Origin of the sequence: Pelomonas sp. Root1444 (assembly GCF_001426885.1) — a bacterium.
Lineage (GTDB): Bacteria > Pseudomonadota > Gammaproteobacteria > Burkholderiales > Burkholderiaceae_C > Pelomonas.
Genome location: NZ_LMFP01000003.1, coordinates 1,363,872 through 1,380,919 on the forward strand (window position 1 = coordinate 1,363,872; position 17,048 = coordinate 1,380,919).

Annotated in this window: 16 protein-coding genes; 11 read left to right on the forward strand and 5 right to left on the reverse strand. The window is 69.0% G+C overall.

Annotated features, from left to right (window positions below; all coding sequences use genetic code 11):
* Positions 1 to 37 precede the first annotated feature (37 nt).
* The 3 genes from ASD35_RS08940 to ASD35_RS08950 all read right to left on the reverse strand — a co-directional run bounded on the left by ASD35_RS08940 (position 38) and on the right by ASD35_RS08950 (position 3,793).
* Complete coding sequence (locus ASD35_RS08940) at positions 38 to 1,801, reverse strand: hypothetical protein (protein WP_056874494.1); 1,764 nt, start codon at positions 1,799 to 1,801, stop codon at positions 38 to 40.
* A 128-nt stretch (positions 1,802 to 1,929) separates the two neighbouring features.
* Complete coding sequence (gene dksA, locus ASD35_RS08945) at positions 1,930 to 2,610, reverse strand: RNA polymerase-binding protein DksA (RefSeq protein ID WP_235538275.1); 681 nt, start codon at positions 2,608 to 2,610, stop codon at positions 1,930 to 1,932.
* 130 nt (positions 2,611 to 2,740) lie between these two features.
* Entirely contained in the window at positions 2,741 to 3,793 is a 1,053-nt protein-coding gene (locus ASD35_RS08950; protein ID WP_056874495.1) for a GTP-binding protein, read from the reverse strand.
* A 115-nt stretch (positions 3,794 to 3,908) separates the two neighbouring features.
* On the opposite strand from ASD35_RS08950, the gene ASD35_RS08955 reads away from it, so the two are divergent.
* From ASD35_RS08955 to ASD35_RS08985, 7 genes are read left to right on the forward strand one after another with little or no spacing between them, the layout of a single operon-like run.
* Positions 3,909 to 4,790 carry an HlyC/CorC family transporter gene (locus ASD35_RS08955; protein ID WP_056874496.1) on the forward strand — a complete coding sequence of 294 codons (882 nt, stop codon included), beginning with the start codon at positions 3,909 to 3,911 and terminating at the stop codon, positions 4,788 to 4,790.
* Positions 4,787 to 6,229 (forward strand): apolipoprotein N-acyltransferase, encoded by a 1,443-nt coding sequence (lnt, locus tag ASD35_RS08960; RefSeq protein WP_056874497.1) that lies wholly within the window; start codon positions 4,787 to 4,789, stop codon positions 6,227 to 6,229. Before ASD35_RS08955 ends, lnt begins: the two co-directional genes overlap by 4 nt.
* Before the next feature lie 29 nt (positions 6,230 to 6,258).
* Complete coding sequence (gene glyQ, locus ASD35_RS08965) at positions 6,259 to 7,191, forward strand: glycine--tRNA ligase subunit alpha (protein WP_056874498.1); 933 nt, start codon at positions 6,259 to 6,261, stop codon at positions 7,189 to 7,191.
* On the forward strand, positions 7,191 to 9,323 hold the full coding sequence (gene glyS / locus ASD35_RS08970; protein ID WP_056874499.1) for a glycine--tRNA ligase subunit beta: 2,133 nt from the start codon (positions 7,191 to 7,193) through the stop codon (positions 9,321 to 9,323). The genes glyQ and glyS overlap by 1 nt, the downstream gene beginning before the upstream one ends.
* An 11-nt stretch (positions 9,324 to 9,334) precedes the next feature.
* Complete coding sequence (gmhB, locus tag ASD35_RS08975) at positions 9,335 to 9,979, forward strand: D-glycero-beta-D-manno-heptose 1,7-bisphosphate 7-phosphatase (protein WP_235538276.1); 645 nt, start codon at positions 9,335 to 9,337, stop codon at positions 9,977 to 9,979.
* Complete coding sequence (locus ASD35_RS08980; RefSeq protein WP_056874500.1) at positions 9,979 to 10,779, forward strand: 1-acyl-sn-glycerol-3-phosphate acyltransferase; 801 nt, start codon at positions 9,979 to 9,981, stop codon at positions 10,777 to 10,779. Before gmhB ends, ASD35_RS08980 begins: the two co-directional genes overlap by 1 nt.
* Positions 10,780 to 10,784: 5 nt before the next feature.
* On the forward strand, positions 10,785 to 11,594 hold the full coding sequence (locus ASD35_RS08985; RefSeq protein WP_056874501.1) for a M48 family metallopeptidase: 810 nt from the start codon (positions 10,785 to 10,787) through the stop codon (positions 11,592 to 11,594).
* Positions 11,595 to 11,828: 234 nt separating this feature from the next.
* Here ASD35_RS08985 and ASD35_RS08990 read toward each other — a convergent pair whose 3' ends face one another.
* On the reverse strand, positions 11,829 to 12,887 hold the full coding sequence (locus ASD35_RS08990) for an MBL fold metallo-hydrolase (protein WP_056874502.1): 1,059 nt from the start codon (positions 12,885 to 12,887) through the stop codon (positions 11,829 to 11,831).
* A gap of 52 nt (positions 12,888 to 12,939) precedes the next feature.
* On the opposite strand from ASD35_RS08990, the gene ASD35_RS08995 reads away from it, so the two are divergent.
* The 3 genes from ASD35_RS08995 (at position 12,940) to ASD35_RS09005 (ending at position 15,375) form a co-directional block, all read left to right on the forward strand.
* Entirely contained in the window at positions 12,940 to 13,353 is a 414-nt protein-coding gene (locus ASD35_RS08995) for a MerR family DNA-binding transcriptional regulator (protein ID WP_056874503.1), read from the forward strand.
* Between the two features lie 137 nt (positions 13,354 to 13,490).
* The gene (locus ASD35_RS09000; RefSeq protein WP_157275441.1) at positions 13,491 to 14,240 is read left to right on the forward strand and encodes an energy transducer TonB; all 750 of its coding nucleotides are present in this window, start codon (positions 13,491 to 13,493) and stop codon (positions 14,238 to 14,240) included.
* A gap of 100 nt (positions 14,241 to 14,340) precedes the next feature.
* On the forward strand, positions 14,341 to 15,375 hold the full coding sequence (locus ASD35_RS09005; RefSeq protein ID WP_056874505.1) for an SGNH/GDSL hydrolase family protein: 1,035 nt from the start codon (positions 14,341 to 14,343) through the stop codon (positions 15,373 to 15,375).
* Here ASD35_RS09005 and ASD35_RS09010 read toward each other — a convergent pair.
* Positions 15,337 to 16,251 (reverse strand): LysR family transcriptional regulator, encoded by a 915-nt coding sequence (locus tag ASD35_RS09010; protein WP_056874506.1) that lies wholly within the window; start codon positions 16,249 to 16,251, stop codon positions 15,337 to 15,339. The two genes, ASD35_RS09005 and ASD35_RS09010, sit on opposite strands and share 39 nt — an antisense overlap.
* Positions 16,252 to 16,363: 112 nt before the next feature.
* On the opposite strand from ASD35_RS09010, the gene ASD35_RS09015 reads away from it, so the two are divergent.
* A complete protein-coding gene (locus tag ASD35_RS09015; protein WP_056874507.1) occupies positions 16,364 to 16,969 on the forward strand; it encodes an FMN-dependent NADH-azoreductase in 606 nt (201 codons plus the stop codon).
* Positions 16,970 to 17,048: the final 79 nt, after the last annotated feature.

The window sequence follows — 17,048 nt, forward strand, 5'->3', positions numbered from 1 at the left end:
AGGGCCTCCAAGTGGGGCCAAGCCGACGCGGGACAAGTCAGTTGATCCTGACTTTCACTTTCGCGTGCTCGTTGATGCCCATGGCGCCGAAGAACAGCGCCACCAGGCGATGGGCGTCGGTGAAGACCACCGAACGGTTCTCGGTGCGGCGCTGCAGCACCCAGTTCAACAGGTCGCCGGCGGCCATGAAGTCCAGGCGGATCAGCTTGGTGCAGACGATGTTGATGAGGCTGGCATCGCCGATCTCGGCAGACAGCGCGCGCAGGTTCTCGGAGATGTCACCACTGAGCTGGCCCTGCAGCTCGACCTGGGCCGCCGAGCTGGCCGCGTCGTGGACGCTGGTGTCGAGGAAGCTGGATTGCGCCTCGCTCTGCATCGTGCTGGTCGCGGAGCTGTTGGTCGAGGAACCTTCGCCGCCGATGCGCACGCGGCACTTGGCGCGCTCCCAGGATGGCGGCGAGACCTCGTAGGTCACGCAGTAGTCGATAGCCGCTTCGTCGAACTGGTCCGGCCGGTTGGCCAGGCGCAAGGCCTCCAGGCGCAGCATCCACAGCGCCGGGTCGGTGTCGCGCTCGCCGACCGGGGCGAGTTCCTTCAGTTGGTTGAGGAAACGGTCGCCGCCCACCCAGCGCTGGTCGATCTGCTGCGTGGCCCACAGGCGGAACAGCTGGCGCAACTGGATGGCCGCGTCGATCTGCACGTCGTCCAGCGTGCCCCAGTCGAACACCCAGGGCATCGGCAGGGTTTCGCTGCGCTTTTGCAGCACGGCGACGTCCTCGGCGGACAGCGAGGCCGGCGCCGTCCAGCTGATCTGGCCGGCCTTGCCCATGGGCAGGCGGCTGGCATGGCGGGCCGACTCGGCCACCAGCTTGGGCATGGAGAACCATTGCGGCGCCGACAACCCGAACTGCTGGGCGTACTCGACGGCCAGCGCCTCGAACTTGCCCTGGGCGCCCGTGGCGCGGTAGTGGTCGAACAGCACCAGCCAGGTCTCGCCGTGCAGGTTGCGGCTGCCGCCCGGGCGCACCAGCTCGGTCAACGCGCGCTCGCTGTTGTCGTAGTCGGCGTTGGCAAAGGCGATGACGGCCTCGTCGAGATCGGGGTCGTGCACGACCTCCTGCACCTCGACCGGCGCCGACGAATCGGCCAGCGTGAACGACAGCGGCATCTCCAGCGGCGGCATGTCGGGCAGGCGACTCGCTGGCGAGTCCGACAGCGGCGGGATGGCCGCGCCCATGGTGACGGCGGCCGGCGGCGTCGGCGCCGACAGGCGCTTGGCTTCCTTGAGCGTGGAGAACTCGCTGACACGGCCGACCGCCGCGTCGCCCGGCGACGGGGCGGCCACGGTGGACGCGAAGGCCACGGGCCGCGTGCTGGTCTCGAAGAAACCGGGCTGCTGCTTGGGCACGGCCTGCGTGGTCGCAAAGCTCTCGCCCACCATCTGCTGCTCGATCTCGTCGATCTTGGCCTTCACGCCCAGGTCGATCTTGGAGCTGGGCTCGCTGATGCGGTCGTCGTCGCCCAGCCTGGACGGCGACGCGGCCAGCGCCGCCAGCTGCTCCGGCGTCAGCCCCTCGCGGCGGATGCGGCGCAGCATGTCGAGCTCGCGCTTGCGCACGAAGTCGTTGCGGCGCTTGCGCTCCACCATCGCGCGCAGCTCAGCCTTGGCGAGGTCGCCCTCGGGATCGTCCTGGCGCGAATTGATCTCCGACCAGTCCGTCGTCGGGTTGGCGACGAAGCGCGCAACCTTGCGGAAGAAGCTGTCGCCTTCCTTCGGGTCTGCGGGCTTGGACTCGGACATGGCTTGACTATCCCTCATTCCGGCGACGCACTAGACATTACCCAGCGACTGCCGCGGAACCGGCTTTGCCGGGCCGCTGGCAGTGCCCCCTTGAGGGGGCCGGCGAAGCCGGTAGGGGGTGGGCCACATCAATCGCCGAACATCTTTTGCTTGAGCTCCCGGCGCTGCTGCGCTTCGAGCGACAGCGTCGCGGTCGGGCGGGCGATCAGCCGGCCCAGGCCGATGGGCTCGCCGGTCTCGTCGCAATAGCCGTACTCGCCGCTGTCCAGGCGCGCGATGGACTGCACGATCTTCTTCAGCAGCTTGCGCTCGCGGTCGCGCGTGCGCAGTTCCAGCGCATGCTCTTCCTCGATGGTCGCGCGGTCGGCCGGGTCGGGGACGATGGTGGTGTCCTCGCGCAGGTGCTCGGTCGTCTCACCCGCGTTGGACAGCACGCCGTCCTTCAGCGCGTTGAGCTTGGCGCGGAAGAACTCGATCTGCTTGGCGTTCATGTACTCCGAGTCCGGCATGGCCAGGACTTCGGCGTCGGTCAGCTCCGCACCGGATTTGGTTTTCCAGGCGTTGACCAGCTTCGGGTCGCCCTTGGCGGCAATGCGCGGCGTCTCGTCCGTGTGGTTGGCGCCACGCGCGGGCGGCTTCGGCGGAGCGAAGCGATCGGCGAAGCGATTCGCGGGGGCGGGCACTTCCAACATAGCGACGTCAGCGCCGGCGTCGGTTTTGGCGCCAGTCTTCGCACCCTTGGATGCGGCGGCGGTTTTGGGGGCCGGGATCTTGCTCACTGTCTTCTCCTCGCTCTCGGGGGCTTGCATCGGCGCGGTGTCAGACCTTGGTCGCACTGCTTTTCAGCCGGCAGCCCAATTTTGAGCGCGGCGGATTGTAGCCATGCGAATTTCCAGGTCGGTTCCCCCTTGAAAGCATGCTTCCAAGGAGGCAAAAACATCACGCCAGACAGCCTTCCAGACCTTGCATCAACACGTCTTTCGGCAGGTCGATGCCGATGAACACCATCTTGCTCTGCTTTTTCTCACCCGGCATCCATTTCGGGCCGAGATCGGAGCCCATCATCTGATGCACGCCTTGGAAGATGACCTTCTTCTCCGTGCCTTTCATGTGTAGGACACCCTTGTATCTCAGCATCTTGGGGCCGTAGACCTGCACGATGGCGCCCAGGAAGTCCTCCAGCTTGGCCGGGTTGAAGGGCTTGTCCGAGCGGAAGACGAAGCTCTTCACGTCGTCCTCGTGGGCGTGGTGATGCGGGTGGTCGCAGTGCTCGCCATGCTCATGGTCGTGATCATGGTGATGGTGGTGGCCGTGGTCGTCCGCCTTCAGGAAGTCGGGGTCGATCTCCAGCTTGGCGTTCAGGTTGAAGCCCCGCAGGTCGAACACCTTGCTTAGCGCCACCTCACCGAAATGCGCCGTCTGGATGGGCGCGCGCGGGTTCATGTGCTTGATGCGGTGGATCAGCGCCTCGACGGCCGAAGGCTCCACCAGGTCGCTCTTGCTGATGAAGATCTGGTCGGCGAACCCGACCTGCATGCGCGCTTCCTGGCGGGTGTTGAGCTGCTCGTCGGCGTGCTTGGCATCCACCAGCGTCAGCACGGAGTCCAGCAGGTAGCTCTCGGCGATCTCGTCGTCCATGAAGAAGGTCTGCGCCACAGGGCCCGGGTCGGCCAGGCCGGTGGTCTCGATGACGACGCGGTCGAAGGTCAATTCACCCTTGCGGCGCTTGGCGGCCAGGTCGGAGAGCGTCGTGCGCAGGTCCTCGCGGATGGTGCAGCAGACGCAGCCGTTGCTCATCTGGATGATCTGCTCGTTGGTGTCCGACACGAGGATGTCGGTGTCGATGTTCTCCTCGCCGAACTCGTTCTCGATGACGGCGATCTTCTGGCCGTGGGCCTCGGTCAGCACGCGCTTGAGCAAGGTGGTTTTGCCGGCGCCGAGGAAACCCGTGAGGATGGTTGCAGGAATGAGGCCGTTGGCGGAGTTGGACATGGCGGGAACCGTTTTCGGAAGAAGGCAGCCAAGATAGGGACTCGGCGCCGGGAAACAAGGGTTTGTCAAACCAATCGGCTATTCTGTCCCTTCCGCAATACCCTGACAGCTCCCCTTGAGCGAACCGCATTCAGGCCGGCCCCCAGTTCGCGGGGCCGCCAAACACCCGCCCGAGGCGCGTGGCCTTTTGGAGCGCATGCTGGAGTTCCTCCACCCCGGCCCCGACTCCAAGAGCGAACTGATCGATACGCTGGCCGATGCCGAGCAGCGCGAGCTGATCGAGCCCGAGTCGCGCCAGATGCTGGAAGGCGTGCTGCGCATGGCCGAACTGTCGGCCGGCGACGCGATGGTGGCCGCGCCGCGCATGGACCTGCTGGACATCGACGCGCCCTACGACGAGCTGCTGGGCATCGTCATAGACACCGGCCATTCGCGCTTTCCCGTCTACGAAGGCGGGCGTGACAACATCATCGGCATCCTGCTGGCCAAGGACCTGCTGAAGATGCAGCGCGCCCCGGAGCTCAACCTCCGCGCGCTGTTGCGGCCGACCGTCTTCGTGCCCGAGAGCAAGGGGCTCAACGAGCTGCTGCGCGACTTCCGCTCCAACCGCAACCATCTCGCTATCGTCATCGACGAGTTCGGCAACACCGCCGGCCTCATCACCATCGAGGACGTGCTGGAGGAGATCGTCGGCGAGATCGAGGACGAGTTCGACGACAAGGATGGCGAGTCGGGCCTGTACACGCTGGCAGACGGCAGCCAGCGCGTGGCGGGCGACGCGACCATCGCGGCCGTCAACGGTGCCTTCGGCCTGGCGCTGCCGGACGACGACTTCGACACCATCGGCGGCCTGGTCGCCCATGAGCATGGCCGCGTGCCGCGGCGCGGCGAGTCCGTGCAGGTGGCGGGGCTGAACTTCTCCGTCATGCTGACCCGCGGCGGCGCGGTGCGCTGGTTCAAGGTCACGCGCGCGCCTGAAGACGAGTCCGAGGCGTGAGGGCGGGTGTCGCCGGGGCCGTTGCACTGGCCGCCGGCCTGCTGCACACGGCCTCCTTCGCGCCGACCGGCGCCTGGTGGGCGCAGCTCGCCGCGCTGGCTCTGCTGTTCGGCCTGGTCACCCGCGCCACGCCCCGGGTGGCTGCCCTGTGCGGCGCACTGTTCGGCTGGAGCTGGCTGGCCGCCGGGCTGTGGTGGCTGCACATCAGCATGCACCAGTTCGGTGGCATCCCCTGGCTGCTGGCCGCGCTGGCGGTCGGGCTGCTGGCGGCGGGTCTGAGCGGCTACTACGCGCTCGCGCTGGGCCTGACCGCCCGCTGGATCGCCCCTGGCCGCATGCGGCTGCTGGCCCTGGTGCCGGCATGGCTGCTGGCCGAGCTGGCACGGGCGAGCTGGCTCACCGGCTTCCCGTGGATCGCCTCGGGCTACGCGCACACGGCTGGCCCGCTGGCCGGCTGGGCGCCATGGATCGGCATTTACGGCATCACGGCGCTGGCCGCGCTGGCCGCCGCCGGCCTCATGCTGCTGAAGGAGCGTGCCTGGGCGCTGGCTGCCCCCGCGCTGCTGCTGCCGCTGGCCGGGCTGCTGCTGCCGCAGGACTTCACCACCTCCAGCGGTCGCATCGCGCTGTCGCTGGTCCAGCCCAGCATCCCGCAGGACCAGAAGTTCGACCCCGAGCGCTTCGCCACCAACCTGGGCACGCTGACCCGGCTCATCGAGTCCGCACGGGGCCAGGTCGTCATCACGCCCGAATCCGTCGTGCCGCTGCCGCTGGCCGAACTTGACCGCGCCACGCTCGTGCGCCTGGCGAACCCCGAGCGCCCCGTGCTGCTCGGCGCCTTCCTCGGCAATGCCGACGTGGGCTTCGTCAACTCCGTCGTCGGCCTCGGCACCGACTATCACTACGGCAAGCGCCACCTGCTGCCCTTCGGCGAATTCATCCCGCCCGGCTTCGGCTGGTTCGTGCGGGCGATGAACATCCCGCTGGACGACCAGGCCCACGGCGAACACCAACGCCCCTGGGCAGTGGCCGGCCAGCGCCTGCGCCCGCTGATCTGCTACGAGGACTTGTTCGGCGAAGACTTCGTGCAGAGCGCCGTCGGGCCGGACGCGGCGACCGTGTTCGTCAACGTCAGCAACCTGGCCTGGTTCGGCACCGTCATGGTCCAGGACCAGCACCTGCAGTTCTCGCAGATGCGCGCGCTCGAATTCCAGCGGCCGGTCGTGCGCTCGACCAACACCGGCGCGACGGCCGTCGTCGACCACCACGGCCGCATCACCGCCCGCCTGCCGGCGCTGCAGCGCGGCGTGCTGGAGGCCGACGTGGAGGGCCGCAGCGGCGCCACGCCCTACGCCCGCTGGCTGGCCGCGCTGGGCCTGTGGCCACTCTGGGGATTGGCACTGTTTGCCCTGATCGGACTGAGGAAGGCGGCCCAATAGAATCGGCCACCCCCTTCTCCCCTGATCCCATGCTGACCTTCCAGCAAATCATCCTGACGCTTCAGGACTACTGGTCCCAACAAGGCTGCGCGCTGCTGCAGCCCTACGACATGGAAGTCGGCGCCGGCACCAGCCACACCGCCACCTTCCTGCGCGCCCTCGGCCCCGAGCCCTGGAAGGCCGGCTACGTGCAGCCCAGCCGCCGCCCCAAGGACGGCCGCTACGGCGAGAACCCCAACCGCCTGCAGCACTACTACCAGTACCAGGTCGTGCTCAAGCCCGCGCCGGCCAACATCCTGGAGCTGTACCTGGGGTCGCTCGAGGCGCTGGGCTTCGACCTGAAGAAGAACGACGTGCGCTTCGTCGAGGACGACTGGGAGAACCCGACGCTCGGCTGCTGGGGCCTGGGCTGGGAAGTGTGGCTGAACGGCATGGAGGTCACGCAGTTCACCTACTTCCAGCAGGTCGGCGGCATCGACTGCAAGCCCATCACCGGCGAGATCACCTACGGCCTGGAGCGGCTGGCGATGTACCTGCAGGGCAAGGAGTCCGTGTACGACCTGGTCTACACCGACGGCCTGACCTACGGCGACGTGTTCCACCAGAACGAGGTCGAGCAATCGACCTACAACTTCGAGCACAGCGACGTCGAGTTCCTTCTCGGCGCCTTCGCGGCGCACGAGAAGCAGTCCAAGGCCTTGATGGAGCAGCAGCTCGCGCTGCCAGCCTACGAGCAGCTGCTGAAGGCCGGCCACAGCTTCAACCTGCTGGACGCCCGCGGCGCCATCAGCGTGACGGAGCGCGCCGCATACATCGGCCGCATCCGCAACCTGGCCCGCGCCGTCGCGCAGAGCTATGTCGAAAGCCGCGCGCGCCTCGGGTTCCCGATGGCGCCGAAAGCCTGGGCCGATGAAGTGGTCGCTCAGATCGAACTGAAGAACAGCAAGAAGGCGGCCGCTTGATGAATCTGCTCGTTGAACTCTTCGTCGAAGAGCTGCCCCCCAAGGCGCTGAAGAAGCTGGGCGAGTCCTTCGCCACGGTGCTGGCCGACAGCCTGAAGGCGCAAGGCCTGGCTGCGGCGGATGCCGCCGTCACGTCGTTCGCGTCGCCGCGCCGCCTGGGCGTGCATGTCGCCGGCGTCGCCGCCAAGGCCGCCGACAAGGCGGTGCAGCAGAAGCTGATGCCGGTCGCCGTGGCGCTGACCGCCGACGGCCAGGCCACACCCGCGCTGCTGAAGAAGCTGGCGTCCATCGGCGCCGGACCTGAAGCTCTGCCGCAGCTGAAGCGCCAGCCCGACGGCAAGGCCGAGGCGCTGTTCTGGGACAGCCTGCAGCCGGGCGCCACGCTGGCCCAAGGCCTGCAGAAGGCGCTGGACGAGACGCTGGCCAAGCTGCCCATTCCCAAGGTCATGACCTACCAGCTCGCCGACGGCTGGAGCGACGTGAAGTTCGTGCGCCCGGCGCATGGCCTGGTCGCACTGCACGGCAGCGAGGTCGTGCCCGTCCAGGCGCTGGGCCTGATGGCCGGCCGCACCACCCGCGGCCACCGCTTCGAGGCCGCGCAGCCCGAGGTCAGCATCGAGTCGGCCGACAGCTATGCCGCCCAGTTGCGCGACCAGGGCGCCGTCATCGCCAGCTTCGCCGAGCGCCGCGCCGAGATCTCGCGCCAGCTCAAGGGCGCCGCCGACGCGCTGAGCCTCACGCCCATCGACGACGAAGCGCTGCTGGACGAAGTGACCGCCCTCGTCGAGCGCCCCAACGTGCTGACCTGCGCCTTCGAGGCCGAATTCCTCGCCGTGCCGCAGGAGTGCCTCATCCTGACGATGAAGGCCAACCAGAAGTACTTCCCGCTGCTGGACAACGCCGGCAAGCTGACCCGCCATTTCCTGGTCGTCAGCAACATCGCGCCGGCCGACGCCAGCGCCGTCGTACAGGGCAACGAGCGCGTCGTGCGCCCGCGCCTGGCCGATGCCAAGTTCTTCTTCGACCAGGACCGCAAGAAGAAGCTGGAAGACCGCCTGCCCGGCCTCGCCAAGGTCGTCTACCACGGCAAGCTGGGCAGCCAGGGCGAGCGCGCCGAGCGCGTGCGCTCGATCGCGCATGCCATCGTCAACCAGCTGAGCATGGCCACCCTGCCGTACACGGTCGAGGCCGATGACGAGTTCAAGGTGCTGGACAGCAAAGTCAAGCAGGCGGCCAGCCTCGCCAAGTGCGACCTGCTGACCGACATGGTCGGCGAGTTCCCCGAGCTGCAAGGGATCATGGGCGGCTACTACGCCCGCCACGAGGGCTTGCGCGACGGCGTCGCCATCGCCATCGAGGATCACTACAAGCCCCGCTTCGCCGGCGACGCGCTGCCGCGCAACCACACCGGCACGGTCGTCGCGCTGGCCGACAAGCTGGAGACGCTGGTGGGCCTGTTCGGCATCGGCCAGCTGCCCACCGGCGACAAGGACCCGTTCGCGCTGCGCCGCCATGCGCTGGGCGTCATCCGCATCCTGGTCGAGAAGAACCTGCCGCTGGATCTGCCCGCGCTGATCGACGCGGCCGTGCCGCCGTTCGGCGAGCTGGTCACGAACCCTCGCGACGCGCTGCTGGGCTTCTTCGCCGACCGCCTGGCCGTGTCGCTGCGCGACCAGGGCTACAGCGCCCAGGAAGTCGACGCCGTGCTGGCGCTGAGTCCGGCCCGCCTGGGCGACGTGCCGCGCCGCCTGGAGGCCGTGCGCGCCTTCGCGGCGCTGCCCGAGGCCGCGTCGCTGGCTGCCGCCAACAAGCGCGTCGGCAACATCCTGAAGAAGGTCGAGGGCGAGCTGCCCACCGAGGTCAAGCCCGAGCTGCTGCAGGAAGCCGCCGAGCAAGCGCTGGCGGCCGCCATTACCGAGGTCCAGCCGGCCGCTGACCGGCTGTTCGAGCAGCACGACTACACCGGCTCGCTCAAGGCGCTGGCCGCCCTCAAGGCTCCGGTCGACGCCTTCTTCGACGACGTGATGGTCAACGCCGAAGACGCGGCGCTGCGGGCCAACCGCCTGGCCCTGCTGGGCCGCCTGCATGCGGCGATGAACCGAGTGGCCGACCTGTCGCGCCTGGCGACTTGAAGAAAAACTCCATGCGCGCCGACCACGCCCACGGCATGAAGCTCGTCATCCTCGGGCGTGACGGCACCCTCAACCGCTACCGCGACGACCACGTCAAGGCGCCCGAGGAGCTGGACCCGCTGCCCGGCGCGATGGAGGCCGTCGCGCGGCTCAACCATGCGGGCTGGCACACCGTGCTGGCCACTAACCAGGCCGGCATCGGCCGCGGCCTGCTCGACATGGCGTCGCTGAACGCCGTGCACCTGCGCCTGAACCAGTTGCTGGCCGAGAAGGGCGGGCGGCTGGACGCCGCCTTCTTCTGCCCGCACACGCCGGAGGAAGGCTGCGACTGCCGCAAGCCGCTGCCGGGGCTGATCCAGCAGATCGGCGAGCGCTTCGACGTCGAACTGGGCGCGGTGCACATGGTCGGCGCCTCGCTGACGGACCTGCTGACGGCGCAGAACGCCGGCTGCATCCCTCACCTCGTGCTGACCGGGCCGTTCGGCAACCTCAGCGCCGACGAACTCGCCAACCTGCTCGTGCAGGTGCCCCAGGCGCGCGTGCACGACGACCTGTCGAACTTCGCCGAGACCCTCATCCAGGAAGAGCGCCGCCGCGTCGCCGAGCAGCGCGGCCAGGCCTTCTCACCCGATACCCAGGCCGGAGACCTCCACTGATGTCCAACCTGCTGAGCGCCATCCGCTCGCTGATCTTCGTCCTCGTCCTCATCGTGACGGTCATCCCCTGGGCGACGGCCGTCGTCATCCTGTCCATCTTCCGCCGCGGCGACCCGATCTACTGGGCCTGCGCCGGCTGGCTCAAGCTCGCCATCTGGAGCGCCCGCTTCATCTGCGGCATCCGCTGGCGCATCCAGGGCATGGAGAACCTGCCCCCCGCGTCGGACCGCCGCGCCGGCGTCGTGCTGCTGTCCAAGCATCAGAGCACCTGGGAGACCTTTGCCTACCCCGCGCTGTTCAGCCATCCGCTGGCCTATGTGTTCAAGCGCGAGCTGCTCTACGTGCCCTTCTTCGGCTGGGCCATGGCGCGCATGGACATGATCCACATCGACCGCGGCCGCCGTACCGAGGCCTGGAACAAGGTGCTCAAGCAGGGCAAGCGCCTGGGCGGCCAGGGCAACTGGGTCATCATGTTCCCCGAAGGCACGCGCATCCCGCGCGGCGAAGTGGGCGACTACAAGACCGGCGGCACCCGCCTGGCCATCGAGGCCGGCCTGCCGGTCGTGCCCATCGCCGCCACCGCGGCGCGCTGCTGGCCGCGCAAGAGCTTCCTGCTCAAACCGGGCGTCGTCGACATCTCCATCGGCAAGCAGATCCGCCCCGAGGGCCGCGAGCCTGCCGAGCTGATGCGCGAGGTGAAGGACTGGATCGAATCGGAGATGCGCCGCCTGGACCCGCAGGCCTACGCCCACCCTCCGGCGGCCGGCGTCGCCGGCAACCCCGCACCGACCCAACGCTGAACGCGATGCCCGCCAAGCGCCCGGCCCCACTCCTGCAGGACAGCCAGCTGTCGCTGTTCGACGTGGCGCCGGAGATCACGCCCGCCGAGCCCGGCGCGCCGCGCTCGCGGCGCGAGCTGTGGCTGGGGCAGCACCGCGTCGGCTACGAGCTCAAGCGCGCCCGCCGGCGCAGCATCGGCTTCGTCGTCGGGCCGCAGGGCCTGCGCGTCAGCGCGCCGCGCTGGGTGCCCATCGGCGAGATCGAACGCGCCCTGCACCACAAGGGCGAATGGATCCTGCGCAAGCTGGTCGAGCAGCGCGAGCGCCAGCAGCGCATCCAGGCGTCGCGCATCGAGTGGCTGGACGGCGGCCGCCTGCCCTACTTCGGCGAGGCGCTGACGCTGGTGCTGGCACCGGCCGAACGCGAGGTCGTGTGGGACGCCACGACGCGCCAGCTGCGCCTGCCGCTGCCGCTGGGCGCCTCGGCCGAGCAGATCCGCGACCTGGCGCAGGCCTGGCTGCAGGCGCGTGCCAAGGAAGACTTCCTGCCGCGCTGCCAACGGTTTGCAGAGGCTCTGGGCGTGAAGATGAAGACGCTGCGGCTGTCGTCGGCGCAGACGCGCTGGGGCAGTGCAAGTGCTGACGGCTCCATCCGGCTGAACTGGCGCCTCATCCACTTCACGCCCGCCATCATCGACTACGTCGTCGCCCATGAACTGGCCCACCTGCGCGAGATGAACCACAGCCCGGCCTTCTGGGACACGGTGCGCTCCGTGCTGCCCGACTTCGAGCGCTCCCGCGAGGCGCTGCGCGAGGAATCCATCGTCGTGCAGTGACGTCGCCGCAGCGGACGTGGTCAAGCCGCAATGGGTCGCTGTGAATATTCCCGCTTCGCGGTCATACCAGCGCACTCGCATTCGGCAACACTCCGTCCCGACGCTGTCACCACGTGGTACCGAAGCCGGCGAACCAGCCGGCACGAGGTTGAGGGAGAAAAGGTACCGGTCAGAGACGCCGCCCCGGGTGAGCCCGCGGCGGCGTTTCACTTTGTGCCGCCGTGCGCCTTCAGGTCAGGCCGGCGAGAAGCGGTAGACGCCGTCGTCGCCCAGCTCGCGGCGCAGCTCGCCCTTCAGCCACAGCGCGTGCAGGTGCGCAATGGCCTCGCCCATCGCGAAAGTGGTCTGGTGCAGGTCCAGCTTGCGCTTGAACAGCACGCCGAGCAGCCCGGCCGCATGGGTGGGCGCGGCGCGGCAGGCGGCCACCACTTCGGCCAGGCGCTCGTCGTGGTGCTCCTGCAGCTGGTCGATGCGCTCGTGCAGGCCGGTGAACGGCTTGCCGTGCGACGGCAGCACCAGCGTGTCGGCCGGCAGCTCGAGGTAGCGCGTCAGCGAGTTCAGGTACAGCGTCAGCGGGTCGGCCTCCGGCTCCACGTCCACGACCGACACATTGGTCGAGATGCGCGGCAGCACCATGTCGCCGGAGATCAGCAGCCTGGCTTCGTCGCAGAACAGGCTGATGTGTTCGGGCGCATGGCCGTAGCCGGCGATGCAGCGCCAGACGCGCCCGCCGATCTCGACCTCACTGCCGTCCATCAGGCGACGGAAGCTGGCCGGCACGACCGGCACCATCTTCGGGTAGTAGTCGGCGCGGGCACGGATCTTCTCGAGGGCCTCGGGGTCGGTGAGGCCGTGGCTGCCGAAGAAGGTCGCCGCCGAAGCCCCCCCCATGCCGACCGTCGAGCTGCTCGCCAGGCGCGCCAGGTTGAAGTCCGTCGCACTCATCCAGAGGCGGCAGTTCCACCGCTCGGTCAGCCAGTGGCCCAGGCCCAGGTGATCGGGATGGAAGTGCGTGGCGATGACGCGCAGCACCGGCAGGCCGTCCAGCCGCTCGGCGAAGACCGTCTCCCAGTTGGCGCGCGTCTCATCGCTGGCGATGCCGCAGTCGACGATGGTCCAGCCCTCGCGGCCGTCGAGGCGGTCGCGCAGCAGCCACAGGTTGATGTGGTCCAGCGCAAAGGGCAGCCCCATGCGCACCCAGCGCACGCCGGGCGCGAGGTCCAGCGCCTCGCCGGGCTGCGGCAGCGTGTCGCCGAGGGGGTAATGCAATTCGGATTCGCGAGCGTTGGCCATAGCGTGAGGACAGAGCCATTTAGACTGACGTTTACGTCAATCGAGTGTAGCCATGCCCCCCCGCAAGTCTGTCCCGCCCGCGACCGAAGCCCCGCAGCCGACGTACACCATCACCGAACTCGCCGCCGAGTTCGACATCACGCCGCGCGCCATCCGCTTCTACGAGGACATGGGGCTGCTCGAACCCGGCCGCAAGGGCCGCAACCGCGTCTACAGCCCGCGTGACCGCACGCGGCTGAAGCTGACGTTGCGCGGCAAGCGCCTTGGCCTGGCGTTGCAGGAGATCAAGCAGCTGGTCGACATGTACGACAGCCAGGCCAGCGCCGCGCCCCAATTGCGGGCTTTTCTCGCCATCCTGGCGCAACACCGCGAGCAGCTGGAGCAGCAGCGCCACGACATCGAAGTCACGCTCGCCGAGATCCAGCAGCACGAGAAGCGCTGCCGCGCGCTGCTGAGCGCCGCCTGAGAAGGAAGCAGTCCGGCGAAGTGCTGCAAATTGCACGGTGCGTGCGGCCTCCCCCTCCGCCGACGGCGCGCGGCGTGACTAGAGTTCCGCCGCCCCTTGTCCCTTGTCCCTTGCCCCTTTGCCCCTGTGGAGCCGTCATGACACACGGACCGCGCCCCAAGTTGGCGCTGACCCTGCCCGCCATCGCGGGCGCCCTGATGGTGCTGGCCCAACCGGCCCACGCGCAGAACGACGCCCCCAAGGCCGATGGCCTGGAGCGCGCTCAAAAAGCCGCCGACGCGGTCTTCCACTGGATCAAGGTCAACGCCGACAAGGGCGCGAGCCGCACCCAGCCTTCGCCGCCTCCACCGCCCCCGCCCCCGCCAGCGCCCGCGCCGGCGCGCAAGCCCGCCGCCGTGGCCGCGGCGCCCAAACCCGCACCGGCGGCCGCGCCGGCGCAGGCCCGGGCCGACGCGCCGGCCGCCGCACCTGTCGCGGCACCCGTCGCCGTCCGGTCCGAACCCGAACCTGAACGCACGCCGGTGCTGCTGGCCACCGCCGCCCCCACGCCGGAGCCTGCGGCACCGCTGGCCGCCGCGGCCCGCGCGGTCGAGCCCCCGCCGGCGCCGGCGCCGGCGGAAGAGGCGGAAGTGCCGCTCAAACTACTGGTCAAGGTCAACCCCGCCATCCCGCGACAGCTGCAGCAGCAGTCTTTCCGCAATGGCGTCGTCCAGGTGCAGTTCACGGTGGCGCCCGACGGCTCGGTCAGCCAGGCCCATGCCGTGAAGGTCAGTCACAGCCGCCTCGGCGCGGCGGCCGTCGAGGCCATCAAGCAATGGCGCTTCGCGCCCATCCCGAAGGCGCGTGAGGCGGCCGTCGAGGTGGCGTTCGCTAGCGGGGAAGAGTAAGCCTGCCACCCGGCAGGAATGCCGGGTTGACGCACCGCGCGGTGCCACGGATGCTGTCAGCCGCCGTTCGATGTCCTGCGGCACATCTCAGGGAGTTCCCATGTCTTTTCGCCTGCTCGCCCGCACTGTCGCGGGCTTCGGTCTTTGCGCCGCCGCACTGTCGGTTTCGGCCTCGACCTATTCCGGCCTCGTCGTCTTCGGCGACAGCCTGTCCGACAGTGGCAACAACGCGCTGGTGCTGTCGCAGGGCGGCACGCAGGGTCTGCCCCCCGTCGTCATCGCGGGCGACGGGTCCTACAGCCGCATCCCGTCTGCGACGGGCACGTATTCGAATGGCCCGGTCTGGACGCAATACCTGGCGCAGTCGCTGGGCCTGCCGCTCGCGCCGTCCGTGGCGGGCGGCAACAACTACGCCTTCGGCGGCGCGCAGACCAGCATCGACGGCGACGACCTCGTCCAGCTGCCTGGCTTTCCGTTCAGCCTGCGCACGCAGTTGAACAGCTACCTCGGCAGCCCCGCGACCGTCGTCGATCCGAACGCGCTGTACATCGTCGCCGGGGGCGGCAACAACGTGCGCGTGTTGCTGGATGCCGTCACACCGTCCACGACGCCGGAGCAGTTTGCTGCGCTTGCGGGCTCGACGGTGGCAGCCTATGCGGCCGACATGGGCGGCATGGTCTCTGACCTGAAGCAGGCCGGCGCTCAACACATCCTGGTGCTGAACACGCCCAATCTGGGCCTCACACCGTTCGCCCAGGCGTCCGGCATGGGCGTGCAGGCCTCGGCATTGAGCGCGGCCATGAACACGGCGCTGTACGGTGCGCTGGGCGCCACCAGCGGCGTGGCGACGTTCGACATGTACAGCTTTCTGACCGCAGCCGTCACCGCCAGCCAGGCTGGCATGACGGAGTTCAGCAACTGGACCAACGCCTGCGCAGCAGACGACGCGGCGAACCCCTGCGACACCTCGCTGTTCTGGGACGGCATCCACCCCACCACACGGGGTCACCAGCAGTTGGCTGCCGCGGTGCTCGCCACCGCCGTGCCCGAGGCCGACACGGCGGCCATGCTGGCCATCGGCCTGGCCGTCATCGCCCTAAGCCGTCGGCGCCGGGCAGGCGTCCAGCAGCGCTGACATCGCCTCCAGGAACACCCGCGTGCGCAGCGGCATCAGCCGCCGCTCCGGGAAGACGGCCCAACAGCTGGAGCCGGGCAGGTGCCAGTCCGGCAGCAGCCGCTGCAGCCGGCCCAGCTCCAGCGAATGACGCACCAGCAGGCGGTCCACGCCGGCAATGCCCACGCCGCTGACCGCCAGCTGTGCCAGCAGGCTGGGCGCATTGACCAGCGTGCGCTGCGCCGGCAGGGCCACATGGGGCTCGGCGCCGTCGCGCTGAAGCCGCCACGGCACCGCCTCGCCGGTGCGCGTGAGCAGCATCAGGCCATGCATGCCGTCCAGCGCCTGGGGCAGCATGGGTTCGCCCACGCGCGCCAGGTAGGCCGGTGAGGCGTACAGGCCCCAATGCGTCGTCGCCAGCTTGCGCGCGGCGAGCTGGCTGTCGTCGTCGAGCTGGCCCATGCGGATGGCGAGGTCGAAACCCTCGCCGATGATGTCCACGCGCCGGGGCGTCAGGTCCAGCTCCAGTTGCACCTCGGGATAGTCCAGCGCGAACTGCGCCAGCATGCCGGCGGCCACCCGCTCGGCGAAATCCGCCGGCATGCTGACGCGCAGCCGGCCGCTGGGCTTGCGCTGGCGGTGCAGCGCCAGGGCCAGCGCGCCGTCCACCTCGGCCGCGACGGCACGCGCATGCTCCAGCACGCCGGCACCGAAGTCCGTCAGCGTCAGCTTGCGCGTCGTGCGCTGCAGCAGCTTCTCGCCCAGGCGCACCTCCAGCGCCGCGATGCGCCGTGACACGGTGCTCTTGGGCCAGTGCACGCGCTCGGCCGCGCGGCTGAAGCTGCCAGCCTCCATGACGCGTGCAAACAGCAGCAGGTCGTCGGCGTCGGATTCCATCTGTCTCGCTCATTGGTGCATTGGCGGAACAATCTTATGCAAATCGGCGGCTTCTGCCGTCGATTGATGGCTCCTAGAGTTCATCCATCGCCTCACCCCTTCGGAGCCACAGATGAACATCCTGCAAATCAACGCCAGCGCCCGCCGTGCCACAGACGACCAAGGCTCGGTTTCCACCCGCCTGGCCAATGAGCTGACCGCCGGCCTGCGCGCCGCCCACCCTGCCGCCAGCGTCACTGTGCGCGACCTCACGCTGACGCCGCAGCCGGTGCTGGACGAAGCCGCGCTGGGCGCCCTGTTCACGCCGGCTGACCAGCGCAGCCCCGAGCAGGCCGCCCGTGTCGCGCTGGACGACGCGCTGATCGCCGAACTGCAGGCCGCCGACACCGTCGTCATCGGCGTGCCCATGTACAACTTCAACATCACCGCCCAGCTTAAGAACTGGATCGACGCGATCGCCCGCGCCGGCGTCACCTTCAAGTACGGCGAGAAGGGCCCCGTCGGCCTGCTGACCGGCAAGAAGGTGTTCGTCGTCACCAGCCGCGGCGGCATCCACCGCGACCAGCCCAGCGACCAGATGACCCCTTACCTGCGCGCCGTGCTGGCCTTCCTGGGGATGACCGACGTCGAGTTCGTCTACGCGGAAGGCATGGCCTTCGCCGCCGAGCAGGGCATCGCCGCCGCCCGTTCGCAGATCAACCAACTGCTTGCCGCCTGACCTGAAGCCCCTCGCCCAAGGAGTACCTTGGTCGGTCCCCCGAGGGGACGACGATGCTTGCCGGTTCGACCGGCAAGCA